Source organism: Arthrobacter sp. H20 (assembly GCF_000520515.1).
GTDB lineage: Bacteria > Actinomycetota > Actinomycetes > Actinomycetales > Micrococcaceae > Arthrobacter_D.
On sequence record NZ_KI914714.1, the window covers coordinates 29,071 to 44,453 of the forward strand.

Annotated in this window: 12 protein-coding genes and 2 pseudogenes; 3 read left to right on the forward strand and 11 right to left on the reverse strand. The window is 63.4% G+C overall.

The window, feature by feature from the left end; all coding sequences use genetic code 11:
• Nucleotide 1: 1 nt before the first annotated feature.
• Together Y703_RS0103920 and speB are read right to left on the reverse strand one after the other, a co-directional pair.
• Nucleotides 2-1,672 carry a thiamine pyrophosphate-binding protein gene (locus Y703_RS0103920; RefSeq protein ID WP_026551668.1) on the reverse strand — a complete coding sequence of 557 codons (1,671 nt, stop codon included), beginning with the start codon at nt 1,670-1,672 and terminating at the stop codon, nt 2-4.
• Complete coding sequence (gene speB / locus Y703_RS17805; RefSeq protein ID WP_051427286.1) at nt 1,673-2,665, reverse strand: agmatinase; 993 nt, start codon at nt 2,663-2,665, stop codon at nt 1,673-1,675.
• Between the two features lie 342 nt (nt 2,666-3,007).
• On the opposite strand from speB, the gene Y703_RS0103930 reads away from it, so the two are divergent.
• On the forward strand, nt 3,008-4,816 hold the full coding sequence (locus Y703_RS0103930; protein WP_026551669.1) for an APC family permease: 1,809 nt from the start codon (nt 3,008-3,010) through the stop codon (nt 4,814-4,816).
• A gap of 14 nt (nt 4,817-4,830) precedes the next feature.
• Here the strand turns inward: Y703_RS0103930 and Y703_RS0103935 are convergent, their stop codons facing one another.
• Nucleotides 4,831-5,409: a helix-turn-helix domain-containing protein gene (locus tag Y703_RS0103935; RefSeq protein ID WP_026551670.1), complete on the reverse strand. Its 579-nt coding sequence runs from the start codon at nt 5,407-5,409 to the stop codon at nt 4,831-4,833.
• A gap of 186 nt (nt 5,410-5,595) precedes the next feature.
• Here Y703_RS0103935 and Y703_RS17810 point away from each other — a divergent pair.
• A pseudogene (locus tag Y703_RS17810) lies at nt 5,596-7,128 on the forward strand (sodium:solute symporter).
• 69 nt (nt 7,129-7,197) lie between these two features.
• On the opposite strand, the gene Y703_RS0103945 reads toward Y703_RS17810, so the two are convergent.
• The 4 genes from Y703_RS0103945 to Y703_RS0103960 all read right to left on the reverse strand — a co-directional run bounded on the left by Y703_RS0103945 (nt 7,198) and on the right by Y703_RS0103960 (nt 11,000).
• Nucleotides 7,198-8,439: an AI-2E family transporter gene (locus Y703_RS0103945; RefSeq protein ID WP_026551671.1), complete on the reverse strand. Its 1,242-nt coding sequence runs from the start codon at nt 8,437-8,439 to the stop codon at nt 7,198-7,200.
• A gap of 30 nt (nt 8,440-8,469) precedes the next feature.
• Nucleotides 8,470-10,176 carry a long-chain-fatty-acid--CoA ligase gene (locus Y703_RS0103950; RefSeq protein ID WP_026551672.1) on the reverse strand — a complete coding sequence of 569 codons (1,707 nt, stop codon included), beginning with the start codon at nt 10,174-10,176 and terminating at the stop codon, nt 8,470-8,472.
• Nucleotides 10,177-10,258: 82 nt separating this feature from the next.
• Nucleotides 10,259-10,594 (reverse strand): DUF202 domain-containing protein, encoded by a 336-nt coding sequence (locus Y703_RS0103955; RefSeq protein WP_026551673.1) that lies wholly within the window; start codon nt 10,592-10,594, stop codon nt 10,259-10,261.
• A 10-nt stretch (nt 10,595-10,604) separates the two neighbouring features.
• Nucleotides 10,605-11,000 (reverse strand): YidH family protein, encoded by a 396-nt coding sequence (locus Y703_RS0103960; RefSeq protein WP_026551674.1) that lies wholly within the window; start codon nt 10,998-11,000, stop codon nt 10,605-10,607.
• A 339-nt stretch (nt 11,001-11,339) separates the two neighbouring features.
• Between Y703_RS0103960 and Y703_RS0103965 the strand changes: the two genes are divergently transcribed.
• Nucleotides 11,340-12,437, forward strand: coding sequence for a VIT1/CCC1 transporter family protein (locus tag Y703_RS0103965; RefSeq protein WP_253907928.1), 1,098 nt, complete (start codon nt 11,340-11,342; stop codon nt 12,435-12,437).
• Between the two features lie 26 nt (nt 12,438-12,463).
• On the opposite strand, the gene Y703_RS0103970 is transcribed toward Y703_RS0103965, so the two are convergent.
• From Y703_RS0103970 to Y703_RS17815, 4 genes and pseudogenes are all read right to left on the reverse strand, one after another.
• The gene (locus tag Y703_RS0103970; protein WP_026551676.1) at nt 12,464-12,901 is read right to left on the reverse strand and encodes an SRPBCC family protein; all 438 of its coding nucleotides are present in this window, start codon (nt 12,899-12,901) and stop codon (nt 12,464-12,466) included.
• A gap of 4 nt (nt 12,902-12,905) precedes the next feature.
• Nucleotides 12,906-14,471 carry an MDR family MFS transporter gene (locus tag Y703_RS0103975; RefSeq protein ID WP_026551677.1) on the reverse strand — a complete coding sequence of 522 codons (1,566 nt, stop codon included), beginning with the start codon at nt 14,469-14,471 and terminating at the stop codon, nt 12,906-12,908.
• The gene (locus tag Y703_RS0103980) at nt 14,468-15,091 is read right to left on the reverse strand and encodes a TetR/AcrR family transcriptional regulator (protein WP_026551678.1); all 624 of its coding nucleotides are present in this window, start codon (nt 15,089-15,091) and stop codon (nt 14,468-14,470) included. The genes Y703_RS0103975 and Y703_RS0103980 overlap by 4 nt, the downstream gene beginning before the upstream one ends.
• A gap of 75 nt (nt 15,092-15,166) precedes the next feature.
• Nucleotides 15,167-15,383, reverse strand: a pseudogene (locus Y703_RS17815) (alcohol dehydrogenase); the annotation flags it as partial.

Consider the following 15,383-nt stretch of genomic DNA (forward strand, 5'->3'; position numbering starts at 1 on the left):
GCTAGAGATGGGTCGGGGCGAAGAGGCGCAGCAGCGTTTCGACGACGACGACGTTGGGCCCGTCAGCTGCGAATCCGGCCTCCAGCGCCTGCCGCACATCGCCGGGTGCCACCTTCACCGCCGGCACCCCGAACGCCTCGGCGAGCTTCACAAAGTCAGGCCGGGTCAGCTCGGTAGCAGTAGCCTTCCCGAAAGCCCCCTCCATGTACTCACGCAGGATCCCGTAGCCGCCGTCGTCGACAATCAGCCAGGTAACCGGCAGGTTGTGCTGCTTGGCCGTGGCGAGCTCAGCAATCGAGTACATCGATGACCCGTCGCCGGAGACCGCGAGGACCCGCTCCCCCAGCCCGACCGCGCCTCCGATCGCCCCGGGAAACCCGTAGCCGAGGCCCCCGGCGCCCTGTGCCGAATGGAACTGGCCGTCCTTGGCGTCCCAACAGCTCCACGCCCAGTAGGCGGCAATGGTCATGTCCCAGTAGGTCTGCAGACCAGCCGGGGTAGCCGCCCGGATGTCGGCCATGAACTTGCGCTCCATGGTGAGGTCCTGTGAATCCAGGCGCCCCTGCACCTTGGCAAGCGTCTCTGCGACCAGCGCTGCGGCGTCGTACCCGTCGGTGCGGTCCCGGTCCAGCGTGGGCAGCGCTTCATCGAGGGCTGCGAGCGCCTGACCAGCGTCGGCGCGGATGCCCAGGGCTGGCCGGTTGGATTCAAGCACGCGGGGTTCGGCGTCGATCTGAATGATGCGTCCCCGCGGTTCGAGGGTGAAGTAGTTGCTGGTTACTTCGCCGAGAGATGAACCCACCACCAACACTACGTCGGCGTCTTCGAGTACCTCGGTGACGTAGCGGTCCTCCACCCACGCCTGGAGTGACAGTTCGTGTTCCCAGGGGAACGCGCCGTTGCCACCGGGTGAGCACAGCACTGGGGCGCCGAGCTTCTCGGCAATCGACAGCAACCAGTGCTCGGCGTGGCCGCGACGGGTGCCGCCGCCGGCGACGATGGCGGGACGCTTGGACTCGGTCAGCCACTTCACTGCCTCGCGGACCAGTTCCACCCGGGGTGGGTTGTCGAAGGGGTCGGCGAGCGCGTCCTCGACCTGTGGCACCATCACTGGGTCAAGGAGCACATTCTGCGGCACCTCGATCCAGACCGGGCCCTGCGGTGAGGATACGGCTTCGGTCCAGGCGTCCTGAATGGCCGACGGGATGCCTGAGGCGTGCTGGATCAGCCGCTGGCTCTTGGTGACGTTCGCTGCCGATGCCTTCTGGTCGTCGAGCTGGTGCAGCATGCCCTTGCGCCGGGCACCAAGACCTTCGAGCGGGATCTGGCTGGCAATTACCACCATCGGCACACCAGTCGCGTAGGCCTCCTGCAGACCAGCGAGCGCCGTCAGCGCGCCCGGCCCGGTGGACAGAAAGAGAACCCCCACCTGTCCAGTGGCGCGGGAGAAGCCATCGGCGGCGAACGCCGAGTTGTTCTCCACCCGTGAGGAAACAAAGCGCAGGTCCGAACGCGACAACGCGTCAAACAGGCCCAACGCGTGCTGCCCGGGAATGCCGAAGACCGTGGTTGCCCCGAGGGCGCTCAGGGTCTCGACGACGAGATCCCCTCCGTTGCGCTCTCCTGTCAGGGGCCGGGGCGGGGCCGCCGCGACGCTGTCTGTCGATACCATTTAGTACTCCTCTGCAGTCGTGCTGGTAGTCGCTTGGTCCGCCATCAGGCTGACCAGGTCATAGGCAACATGCGACGCCGCGACGCCGGTGATCTCCGCATGGTCATAGGCTGGGGCAACCTCGACGACGTCGGCGCCGATCAAGTTCATGCCGCGCATCCCGCGGAGGATCTCGAGCAGCTCCCGGCTGGTGATGCCACCGGCCTCGGGGGTGCCTGTCCCCGGTGCGTGCGCCGGGTCGAGAACGTCGATGTCGATCGAGATGTAGAGCGGGCGGTTGCCAATCCGGTCCCTCAGCTTGGCAATCACCTCGTCGACCCCTTGCCGGAACACATCGGAGGAGGTGACGATCCCGAAACCGAAACGCCTGTCGTCCTCCAGGTCCTTCACCCCGTACAGCGGGCCGCGGGTGCCCACGTGCGAGATGGCCTCGGTGTCGAGGATTCCCTCCTCGACCGCGCGGCGAAAGGGCGTACCGTGCGTGTACTCGGCGCCGAAGTAGGTGTCCCAGGTGTCGAGGTGGGCATCGAAGTGCAGCATCGCCACGGGAGCTCCGGCGCGTTCAGCTGCTGCGCGCAGCAGGGGCAGCGCAATGGTGTGGTCACCGCCGAGCGTCACCAGCCTGGCACCGTCGCGGGTCAGATCGAGGGCGTTCTGCTGGATGGTTTCAATCGCCTCGTTGATGTTGAACGGGTTGACCGCCATATCCCCGGCGTCGGCCACCTGCACCCGCTCGAACGGAGAGATATCCAGGGCCGGATTGTAGGGCCGGAGCAGGCGTGAGGACTCTCGGACATGATTCGCACCGAACCGCGCACCGGGGCGGTAGGACACACCAGAGTCGAACGGGACACCGACGACGGCGATGTCGGCACGATCCACCTCGTCGAGCCGTGGCAGCCGGGCAAAGGTCGCTGCTCCTGCGTAGCGGGGGATCCGCGAGGAGTCGATGGGGCCAACATTTCCATTGGCCGTGACGCGCGGCTGTTCCATGGGTACCTCCGGGTTGGGGCATCGGATGCCCACACAGGTTGTTCAGCAGTAAACAGTAAGTTGCCATATAAGCATCAACTGTTTTTCACAAGGCTAATTGTGATGTCCGTCTCGGTCAAGATTGAGGCCAACCTGCCGCCCTCAAAGTGACCCCGTCAAGGAAGCGTAAAGACTCTCCTCACCAGGATTCCGCGGGTCTACAGTCAAGCAGTGACTACAACATTGAGGGGCATCAGAGATTCCCGCAGGGCCCGGCGGCTTGGGCATTGGCTCCTTGATGACGAGAATCAGCGCAAACCCAGGCGGTCCAGGAACACCGCAACGCATTCATGGTGGAAAGTGATGTGCCTGACCGGCGTTGACTACTTCTCAACACTCGGATACCAGCCTGCCATCGCCGCCGTCGCTGCGGGAGTACTCTCCCCCATCGCGACGATCGTCCTAGTCCTCGTCACCCTCCTCGGCGCCCTCCCCGTCTACAAGCGAGTGGCCGAGGAAAGCCCCAACGGCGAAGGTTCCATCGCCATGCTCGAACGCCTGCTGCCACGCTGGACCGGCAAGATGTTTGTGCTGGTCCTTTTGGGGTTCGCTGCAACGAGCTTCCTGATCACCATGACCCTGTCGGCCGCCGATGCCAGCGCACACCTGATTGAGAACCCGTTTGCCCCAGGCTGGATGCACGGCCAGGAGGTGCTGATCACCCTCATCTTCCTTGGCTTGCTCTCAGTGGTGTTCCTGCGCGGTTTCCGGGAGGCGGTGGGGATCGCCGTCGCACTGGTAGCCATTTTCCTGGTGCTGAACCTCGTGGTCATCGTCGTGGCCCTGGGGCAGGTGGCGCTGAGGCCGCCTCTGGTCGATGACTGGTGGACCGCCCTGAACACCCAGCACGGCAATCCGATGCTGATGGTGGTGGTGGCCATGTTGATCTTCCCCCGCCTTGCATTGGGCCTCTCGGGGTTCGAGACCGGCGTCGTTGTGATGCCGTTGATCAAGGGGCACCCCCGCGATGAGCACGAGAACCTTGCCGGTCGGATCGAGGGGGCCAAGAAGCTACTGACGTCGGCAGCACTGATCATGAGCGGTTTCCTCATCACCTCGAGCATCGCCACCACCATCCTGATTCCTGCCCAGGAATTCCAGGAGGGCGGCGAAGCCAACGGCCGGGCACTGGCCTATCTGGCGCACACCTACCTTGGCGACGGCTTTGGCACTGTCTACGACATCAGCACCATCGCCATCCTCTGGTTCGCCGGAGCCTCGGCCATGACCGGCCTGCTGAACCTGGTCCCTCGCTACCTGCCCCGCTATGGAATGGCACCCGACTGGGCCAGGGCAGTGCGCCCGCTGGTGATCGTGTTTACCGCAATCGCTTTCCTCGTGACCATCGCGTTCAAGGCCGACGTCGAGGCCCAGGGCGGCGCGTACGCGACTGGTGTGCTGGTGCTCATCACCTCGGCCTCGGTGGCTGTCACCCTTTCCGCCCGGCGGCGCGGCCAACACCTCGCCACCGCCGGTTTCGGAATGGTAGCCGTGGTGCTGTCGGTGACCACGCTGATCAACATGGTGGAACGGCCCGACGGCGTCCGTATCGCGGGCCTGTTCATCCTTGGCATCGTGGTGATCTCACTTGCTTCCCGCTTCAGCCGAGCATTCGAACTACGCACCACCGGAATCAGGCTTGACGATGAAGCGCTGCGGTTCGTGGCCTCCACCGACGACGGCGACATTATCCTCATCGCTCATGAACCACAGCGGCTGACGGCGGGCGCCTACCGCCGGAAGCTGGAGCACGCCTGCACGGTGAGCCACCTTTCGCCGACCGACAACCCGCTGTTTATCGAGGTCATTGTTGACGACTCCTCCGACTTTGAAACCGCGCTCCAGGTGCACGGCGTCAGCCGGCACGGCTATCGGATCCTTGAAGTACACAGTTCCAACGTGCCCACCACTATCGCAGCGGTAATGCTGCACATCCGTGACATCACCGGTCTCATGCCGCACGTCTACTTCCGCTGGACAGAAGGCCACCCGCTGACCAACCTGTTCAAATTCCTCATCACCGGTGAAGGAGAAATTGCCCCGGTAACCCGAGAGGTACTGCGGGAGGCTGAACCGGACGTGACCCGCAGGCCGTGGGTTCACGTCGGCTAGCCTTGCAGCCACGATTAGCCGCCGGACGCCGCCGGCACCAGCGTCCAGAGCACAATGGCCTGCTCACCAGTGGGATTGAACCAGGTGTGAGGTTCACGGCCGGGGAAGGTGACGGTGTCTCCGGCTTCCAACTCATACCTGTCATTGGAGAAGATCAGCACAAAGCTGCCAGTGACCACGTGAAGTGTCTCCACCTCGCAGTCAACGGAGTACAGCTCGGCCTCCCCCCGCCCGTGGGGTTCAATAACGGCGCGGATCATCTGCAGTCTGCGCTCTGAGCGCGCAGTCATCAGCCGCTCGTTGATGCCCTCTCCCCCGAGGCTGATGCGTGGCGCCTCACCCAGCCGGGTCAGGTGGGTCTCGGGCACCAGAAACAGGTCACCGATCGATACTGACAACACCTGGCAGAGCGTCACGAGGGAAGCGACCGATGGCGACGTCAGGTCCCGCTCCACCCGGCTCAGGAAACCCTTGGTCAGACCGGTGGCAGCGGCAACTTGTTCGATAGTCATCCGCTGCGCCTGCCGGGCGGCGCGGATGCGGGACCCGATGGCTACCGGGGCATTGCTGGGTTCTACAGGCAGGGCCTTCACTGGCTACCATCTCTCCGCTCGGGACTCTCGACCCGGGCTGACATCGACTCTGAGCATACCGAGGATTCCCCAGCCGCCCCGACGGCCACACGCTTGACGTGTTAGCAAGGTCACAACTAGCCTATAGCGAAACATAAGTTTTCTATAGGTTACTTTTTAACCGAAATCCACACATTCAGGAGCACCATGGAATTTATCAACATCGCGATAGTGGTGGTCTACCTCGTAGGCATGCTGGCGTTCGGCTGGTGAGGCAAGTCCCGCACCAAGAACACCAGCGACTATCTGGTCGCTGGTCGTCGGCTCGGGCCTCTCCTCTACACCGGCACCATGGCTGCTGTGGTTCTTGGTGGCGCCTCGACCGTCGGTGGCGTCGGCCTCGGCTACACCTACGGCATCTCGGGCATGTGGCTCGTCGTCGCGATCGGTGTTGGAGTGCTGCTGCTCAGCCTCCTCTTTGCGCCCACCCTGCAGAAACTGAAGATCTACACGGTCTCCCAGATGCTCACCCTGCGTTACGGCGCTGAAGCAACCAAGGCATCCGGCATCGTCATGCTGGCCTACACGCTGATGCTCTGCGCTACCTCAACCGGCGCCTATGCCACCATCTTCGTGGTGTTGTTCGGTTGGGACCGTGCCGCGTCCATCGCCGTCGGCGGTGCGATCGTCCTGATCTACTCGGCCATCGGTGGCATGTGGTCCATCACGCTCGCTGACATGGCGCAGTTCATCATCAAGACCGTCGGCGTATTCGCCCTGATGCTTCCCTTCGCCCTGATCAATGCAGGCGGTTTCGACGGCATCTCCGAGCGCGCCGGGGATGAGTTCTTCAGCATCACCGGCATCGGCCTGCAGAGCATCATCACCTACTTCGTGGTCTACACCCTGGGCCTGCTCATCGGGCAGGACATCTGGCAGCGCGTCTTCACCGCCCGGACACCCACCGTCGCCCGCTGGGGTGGAGTGACCGCTGGCGTGTACTGCATTCTCTACGGCGTGGCAGGCGCTGTCATCGGCATGTCAGCCAGTGTGATCCTTCCCAACATCGAGTCCCAGGACGACGTGTACGCGGATATCGCCATCAACGTCCTGCCCATCGGCATTGGCGGCCTGGTGCTCGCCGCAGCCGTCGCCGCCATGATGTCCACGGCATCCGGATCGCTAATCGCCGCAGCAACAGTGGCGCGCGCCGACGTCGTCCCGTTCGTCAGCAGCTGGTTTGGCCGTGGCAGCCAGACCACCATCGACACGACCACCGAGGGCGCAGCCGAAAACCCTGAGCACGATGTGCAAGCCAACCGCTGGTGGGTGCTGGGCCTGGGCCTGGTCACCATTGCGCTGGCAGTGGTCGTCCAGGACGTGGTCGCAGCTCTCACCATTGCCTACGCCATTCTGGTTGGCGGCCTGCTGATCGCCATCCTCGGTGGTCTGGTCTGGAAACGAGCCACCGGCGTGGCAGCAGCAGCTTCGATGGCTGCGGGCACGGTCTTCACCCTCGGGACCATGATCTACCTGGAAGTCAATGCCGAGAACCAGTACGACGGCATTTACGCCAACGAACCGATCTACTACGGGTTGGGCGCCTCAGCAATTGTGTTCATTGTTGTCTCGTTTCTCACCAAGCGGACCGACCCAGCGGTCATGGCCGCCTGGGAGCGTCGCGTAGCTGGCGCGGCAGAGGACGAGGTAGCAGTGACAGCTGGCTCAGCCAGGCGCTAGTCCCAGGCACCACAAGGCCGGCGTCCACTGTCATTCAGGGACGCCGGCCTTTGTCCTACCACCTTGGATTTACGGCTTGGCTATCGAGGCACCGATCTTCCGGCCTGGCCTGCTGCTGCGGCCACGTCCCACGGCGTCGGCCTTGGTATCGAGTTCGGCCTGTCCGATGTCTGCAGGGGTAATCGGCCCGTCCTCTTCTCCGGTCCAGGACTTGATGGCACTCCAGATGACTGCCGCGATAGGCACTGACAGGATGGCGCCAACGATGCCAGCCAGGATGGTGCCAGCGGTCAACGCGACCAGGATCACCAGGGCATGCACGCTCAGGGAGCGGCCCATCACCACTGGCTGCAGGAAGTTGCCCTCGATCTGATTCACCGCAATAACCACGATGATCACGATCAGTGCCGTGGTCGGCCCCTCGGCCACGAGTGCGACCAGCGCGGCAAGCGCGCCAGCCGCCGTCGCACCGACCAGTGGGATGAACGCTCCGACAAACACGATGACCGCAAGCGGCAACGCCAGCGGAATACCCAGAATAAAGAGGGCAACGCCAATAACTACTGAGTCCACCAGGGCAACGATCGCCGTCCCACGAACGTATCCGCCCAGGGTCTCCAGTCCATGGGTGCCCACGCGGCGGGCCTTGACCAGGCGCTCGTCCTTGAAGGGGCGCAGGATGAAGGCGAAGATCCGGTCGCCGTCCTTGAGGAAGAAGAAGAGGATGACCACCATTAGCACCGCCCCGGTGAGGAACTCACCAGCGGCGGTGATGCCGGATACTGCGCCGGCTCCCACAGTGGCGCTGGTGGCGAAGTCAATCAACCATTCCTGGGCATCGGAGATCTGCTGCTCGTCGATGGGGAGTGGACCATCACGGACAAACTCGTAGATTTGATCGAAGCCTTGGGTCGCGCTGTCCACCAGCTCGTCAGCCTGGCTCCGGACGGCAAACACAATCCCAGTGATCACACCGCCGAGCACACTCAGCAAGAGCAGGAAGGAAAAGGCGGTGGCGAGCGCGCTGGGCCATCCCTTACGCCGGAGCCAGTTCACCAGCGGACCAATCGCCGCCGCCAGGATCAGGGCGATGATCAGCGGGATGACCACCAGACGCACCTGGATCAGACCATAGACCACCACCACGGCAAGGACCAGGATCAGAAGAACCTGGGCGGCACGTGTGCTGCTTCGGCCCAGCGAATCCTTCCAGGGGCTCCGCTGAGCCGCAGGAGCGTCGACGCCTGCTGCTTCCGCCCGGTGCTCCTCCCCGCGAGGCGCCTTCTTGGTGCGCCCGAAAATGTTAAACACGGTCTCTGTCTCCTTGTTTCCTCACGTAGCTCAGCTGTCGCCGGCAATAAGTTGGTCTCGAACCTGGCGTCGCAGCACCTTGCCGATGAGTGATCTCGGCAGTTCGTCTACCACAACAATACGGCGCGGCACCTTGTAGGCAGCCAGTGAGCCCCTGCAGGCCACCTTGAGCACATCTGCGCTGAATTGATGCCCCTCGCGGAGGACGACGGCGGCCACCACCTCTTCGCCCCCGCCAGCCATCGGCATGCCGACTACAGCTGCGTCAGCGACACTGTCGTGGTCCAGCAGCGCCTCCTCGACCTCGGTTGGAGTGACGTTGAAGCCACCGGTCACAATAATCTCCTTGATCCGGTCCACGATGGTGACGTAAAAGTCTTCGTCGATCCTGACAATGTCCCCCGTCTTGAACCAGCCGTCGGCGGTCAGGACAGCACGCGTGTCCTCATCGTTGCGCCAGTACCCCTTGAACACCTGCGGTCCACGGATTAGCAGTTCCCCCGCTTCCCCCGGTTCGCGGTCGCTATCCGAATTCTCTGGATCAACCACCCGGATTTCCGTGTTCGGGAATGGCACCCCAACGGTGCCTGGCTTACGCGTTGGCCCGATCGGGTTGCCGAGGGAGATGGGCGATGTCTCGGTCAGCCCATACCCCTCCACCAGATACCCGCCGGTCACCGATTCCCACAGCTCGATGGTTGCGGGAGGCAGGTTCATCGCACCGGAGATCGCGAAGCGAATACTTTTCAGACTGACACCACGTTCCACAGCGCGTTTGGCCAGGCGCTCATAGATTGGGGGAACGGCCGGGAGGAAAGTGGGAGGGCTGGTCTTGGCGGCATCCAGCACCAGGTCCTCGTCGAACTTGGGAAAGAGAACCAGACGTGCCCCGATACTCATGGCGAAGGTCAGGCACAGGGTGAGCCCGTAGGCATGGAACATCGGCAGGACTGCGTAGATGATTTCCTTGCCGTCATCCAGCCCGGGGACCCACGCCCGACCTTGCGCAGCATTGACTAGCAGGTTGCGGTGCGTGAGGACTGCGCCCTTCGGGTGGCCGGTGGTGCCGCTGGTGTACTGCAGCACTGCGACGTCGGTGCCCACCGGCCCGGGGTGTGCCGCGGCAAGCGGTTTGCTTCCAACCAGCTGTTCCCAGCTGGTGACGCTTCTGCTGCCGGAGAGCTTGGCGGAGGTAGTCAGGGCACTCCTGGCCTCCTTGGCTTTCCTGACGGGAAGCCGGAGTGCTGCCCGTTTGGAAAACGGCATGGCACGGGTCAGGTCGACAGTGACGATGGCCGTGACATGGACGTCATGCGGCAGGTCCTGCACACGCTGCGCTGCCCTATCCCAGACAATTGCGACCCGTGCCCCATGGTCTTCGAACTGATGCCGCAATTCCCGGTCGGTGTAGAGGGGATTGTGCTCCACCACAATGGCTCCGAGCCGCAGGACGGCATAGAAGGCAACCACGTGCTGCGGGCAGTTCGGCAGGACGAGAGCCACCCTATCGCCGGCCACAACCCCCAGCCTGCGCAGGCCTTCGGCAGCGCGCTGGATCGCATCGCCGAGCTGCCGGTAGGTGGTCCCTGCGCCGAAAAATTCGAGGGCGACCTTCCTGCCATACTGTCGCGCTGATTCCTCGACGAGGTTGACCAGGGAGCCATCCGGGATGGCGACGTCGCCCGGCACTCCGGGGCCGTAGTTACGCACCCAGGGGGCAAAGGAATCAAAAGTCATCAGTCTACTTTCTGTCTTGGACTGTCGAACTCTATCCTGTTTGGCGGGACTGCAGGTCGTTCACTCTCCACCAGATTACGTCTCACTCGTGCAGTGGCCGGAAGAGAACTGCGTAAATCCCGGCAGCACCCACTGCCACTACAACCGCAGAGATCCAGAGCACCGCCCCCACCTCAGCTTTCAGTGCGCCGGTGCTCATGCCGTTCAGATTGCGGTTATACCGAAGGCGCTGACTCACATAGATCCCCAGGGCTGCGGTAAGCAATGCAGCAATCAGGATCCCTGCAAACCATCCGTACTGGGGTAGCCACCGCACGAAAAGCACACCACTGACAACCAAAGCCAGCAGGGTCCTCCCCCAGGCCAGAGTGGTGCGCTCGGGCTGCAAGCCCGGGTCGGTGGGCTTGGAACCTCTCATTCGGGCGCGCTCAGGCTGGTCGGACAAAGACGACGAGGACGACGACGGCCGCGACCGCCGTCACCCCGAGGGCCAGCAGGGGGAAGAGCACCGGCAGCGGCAGAGGTGCCCCACGGCGCATCGCCCGCTCGATGATCAGCCACCTGTAGCAGGCCGCGGCGGCGATCAGCATGGCCAGCAGCAACAGGACAATGGCAATGGCTTTTCGCAGGATCGGATCAAATAGCTCGACGGTGAACGCTTCAACTGCAATACCGCCGGCGAGCAGAGCCAGGGAGGTACGAATCCAGGCGAGGAAGGTCCGTTCATTGGCCAGCGTGAACCGCGGATCCGGGTCAGTGCCACCAGCGAGGAGCCACCGGGTCAAGGACCCGCGGCGGTGCGGTTCATCTGTCGGGGCGGCCATTGTCTCATCTTAGCGAGCCGCACACACCCCCCGCCGAATAGCGAGGTCAGGCGACTTCGGGCGGGTCCGAGCCGCCAGATATCACACCTCGGCGGAGGGGTGGTCCCCCGCCGCTGACGCTCTCCGCTACGATTGGTGCAGAGAAGGGGAGTAGCTCCCGCGCAGCATCCTGGATTGTTCGCGGATCTGCACAGCGGCCTGTCGACACACTGGCCATCGATGACGATGACCCGGCAGTCCACCAGTAAGCAACTATTACTGGCGAGCGAGACCTTCGGCCGCTTTATCGACGGCCGGAGCCCCGTCACGGCCCTGGTCGCTACAGACCAGGAGACCCCCGTGACATCAACTCAAGAAAAGCCAGCCCCCGCCGATATCCGGCGCTGGCGGCAATACCTGGCCGATGAACGGGCAGAGGCCGCTACCTACCGTTATCTGGCCGGCCGTCGCGAGGGCGAAGAACGTGAAATCCTGCTCGCACTGGCCAAGGCGGAGGGCAGGCATGAAGCTCACTGGCTGTTGCTGTTGGGTGGCGACGCCGGCAAGCCAGTCCGCGCTTCCCTGCGGAACATACTGCTGGGCTTCCTCGCCAGGCGATTCGGCAGCGTGTTCGTGCTGGCGCTTGCCCAGCGCGCCGAGAGCAGGTCACCGTACGCTAAGGATCCCACTGCAACCGACGCCATGGCCGCCGATGAGCAGATACACGAAGAGGTCATCAGAGGACTCGCCACCCGGGGACGCAACAGGCTATCCGGCAACTTCAGAGCTGCCGTGTTTGGTGCCAACGACGGGCTGGTCAGCAACCTGGCGCTGGTGCTGGGTGTTGGCGCCACCGGGGTCTCCACCGGCTTTGTCCTGTTCAGTGGCATCGCCGGGCTCCTCGCCGGCGCGTTGTCGATGGGCGCTGGGGAGTACGTGTCGGTGCGGTCGCAGCGTGAGTTGCTTGCCGCATCGCGGCCAACCCAGATCACGCTAACCGCAGCCAAGGAGTTGGATATCGACGCCAACGAACTGGTGCTGGTCTATCGCGCCCGGGGGATGTCCCGTCAGGCAGCCCAGCACCGCGCGGAAGAACGATTGGGTCTCCGTGACTGCGACTGCGATCCGAGCTTGTCCCTCCAGCCGGAAACCTCTGGCGAGCGGGATGAACACGAGCACGTCGGCACCGGGCTGGGTGCGGCCGCGTCAAGTTTCTGCTTCTTCGCGTCCGGCGCAGTGATCCCCATCCTGCCGTACTTGTTCGGGCTCAGCGGTCCAACGGCGGTCATCCCCGCATGTGTTCTAGTGGGACTCGCGTTGCTGGGAACAGGCGCCGTTGTTGCACTGCTCTCCGGTGCGTCGCCGCTGAAGCTTGCGCTACGGCAGGTGGCGATCGGCCTCGGCGCCGCCGCAGCGACCTACCTTCTCGGCCTGCTGTTCGGCGTCGGGTTGCTCTAAGCCCCCGGTGGCCCAGGCCGGGATGGCTAGGTCTTGGTGACGTAGCTCTCGAGCTTCACGAGTGTCTTCTCCATGGCGATGGGATTTTTGCGAAGGAATCCCATCGGCCTCAGGACTATCCGGCCGGTCACCGAGCGGGCATCCCACTGCTCGGTGACCAGGGTGCCGCCATCCCGGGGCTCCAGGACGTAGCTCCACGTCGCCTGCGTGAAGTGGCGCCAGGTGATCCGGCGCCCTTCCTCGAACTCGGTCACCTTATTGAGGATATTGTACTTCGCGCCGATCCGCATGTCCATCCCGAACCTGGCACCCTGGTACAGGCGCTGTGGCCCACCGGGCTGTTCGCCCTGAACAGTGTCCGACCCGTCGATAACACTGTGCAGCGCTGGGGTGGCCAGGACCTCGAAGATGTCGGTTGCTGGCGCGTTGATGAATCGTTCACGGGTGATCAGGTAGGGGCTCATCCACCTATTCTGCCTTGTCAAACGGAATGGCTGGCTCACGCTCCGCCTCGATCGACGTCGCCAGAGGCGTTTCTTTCACGAAGTAGAGCAGCACGGCTGCCAGCACCCCGAGCGGCGCCATATAGAGGAACAGCGGGGTGAGCGCGTCGTTGTAGGACTCGATCACAGCGTTCCTGGCGGCGTCGGGCAGCGTATAGACCAGCTGAGGAGTCAGCGAGTTGGCGCCGCCCTCGGTGCTGACCGTACCACCGGGAAGCCGCTCGGTCAGCAGGTCTGCGACCCGTGCCGTGAAGAGGCTACCGACGATCGCCGACCCCAGGGTGGCTCCGATCTGACGGAAATAGTTGTTGGAGGCGGTGGCCGTGCCGACCATCCGGTTGGGGAACGTGTTCTGCACAATCAGCACCAGGATCTGCATGCTCAGGCCCAGCCCGGCGCCGAGCAGGCCAATGTAGGTGCAGATAACCCAGAGCGCCGTCCCGGGCTGAATGGTTGAAAGTAGGAAAAGCGCGACGGCGATGATCAGGGCACCGGCAATAGGCATCCACCTGTAGCGGCCGGTGCGGCTGACGAGAACACCCGAGCCGGTGGACATGATCAGGAGCGCACCCATCATCGGAATCATGAGTAGGCCGGCGTTCGTGGCGCTAGCACCGGTGACCATCTGCAGGTAGGTCGGCAGATAGCCGATGGCGCCAAACATGGTGACCCCAATCAGCAGGCCCCCCGAAGTGGTGAGGTTGAAGTTGCGTTCCTTGAAGAGGTGCATGGGAAGGATCGGCTCGTCGGCGCGTCGCTCGACCATCACAAAGGCTACGCCGGTGACCACTGCAGCAGCGACCAACCCCAAAATGGTGGGTGAGGTCCAGTCGTACCGGGTTCCACCCCAGGTGCCCACCAGCACCACTGAGGTGGTGGCGATGGCGAGGAGAGCCATGCCTGCGACGTCGGGCTTTGACCGCTTACGCTCCTTGCTGGGCAGGTGCAGGAAGAAGACAACTACCAGGATTGCGAGGATACCCAACGGCATATTGATCCAGAACATCCAGCGCCAGCCCGGACCTTCGGTAAAGAACCCGCCGAGCAGGGGGCCGGCTACGGAAGCAAAAGCGAAAACGCCACCCATGACGCCCATGTACTTGCCGCGCTCCCGGGCGGGGACGACGTCGGCAATGATCGCCTGAGCCAGGATCATCAGCCCGCCACCGCCGACGCCCTGGATTGCGCGGCCGGTGATCAGCCAGGGCATGTCCGGGGCCAGGCCACCAACAATTGAGCCGACCATGAAGATGCTGATCGCGATGAGCAGCAGGTTCTTGCGGCCCATCAGGTCACCGAGTTTGCCGTAGATGGGCATCACGATGGTGGCGGTCAGGATATAGGCGGTGATGACCCACAGCATCTGATCGACGCCGTTGAGCTCCCCGACGATGGTGGGGAGCGCGGTGCTCAGGATCATCTGGCTCAGTGCGGCAAGAAGCATCGAAAGCATTAGCCCGACGAAGAGCAAAAGCATTCCGGTGGGTTTCTCGACGACGGCAGCTGGTGTGGTTTTGGTACTGGTACTCATTGGATTTCCGGGAGGACCTCTCTGAGGAGTGAGATGGCGGAGCTGAGTGCCGCGAACTGGTTGTCGAGGGTGGGCGCGTGCGCCGATTCCTGCATCGCGTAGCGCATGGGCGCTCCGGCGATCAGCACGATCATCCGTGAAATGTCTTCGGCCCGGTGGTGCTGTGCGACGTCGGCCCATTTGGCCGAGGCGGTGATGCCCTCGGTGACGACATCGCGGACCAGTTGCTCCACCTTCAGGAAGTAGGCGACGCGGCGCTGGCGGAGCTGTGGGAACTGCTGCACTACCTCCATTCGGAGGCTTTCGCCGTCACCCCCGCCCTCCGTGGAGTGCACCACATGGACGAGTAGCCGGGAGACCTGGTCAAGGAGGTTCGTTTCGACATTGAAGGCTGTCAGCCAGTTTTCATCGATGGAGGGGTCCTGGAGGCCAAGGATGGCGTCTTCTTTGGTTCCGAAATAGTTGAAGAAGGTGCGCGCCGAGACGTTGGCCTGGGCAGCGATCGCATCGGTAGTAACGCGGTCAGGGCCGCTCTCGAGCGTGAGCCGGGCCGCTGCGTCATGCAGTGCGGCCCAGGTCTCAGTTCGTTTTCGGTCCCGCAGGGAAAGTAGTTGACTCACCGAACCATTGTGGCACTCGGTGGGGTTTTACACAACTGCAAATTTGCGGCCCTGCACAATTCCTTGCGCGGGCCGTTAGGGCTTCAGCAACACCTTGATGGCACGGCGCTCATCCATGGCCTTGTAGGCTTCGGCTGCATCCTCAAGGGGCATCTCAACGTCAAACACCTTGCCCGGATTGATCTTCCCGGCGAGGACGTCCGCAAGAAGTTCGGGAATGTAGGTGTGGGCCGGCGCCATGCCGCCGCCCACGGTGATGTTCTTGGAGAACAGCAAGCCGATCGGCAGCTCC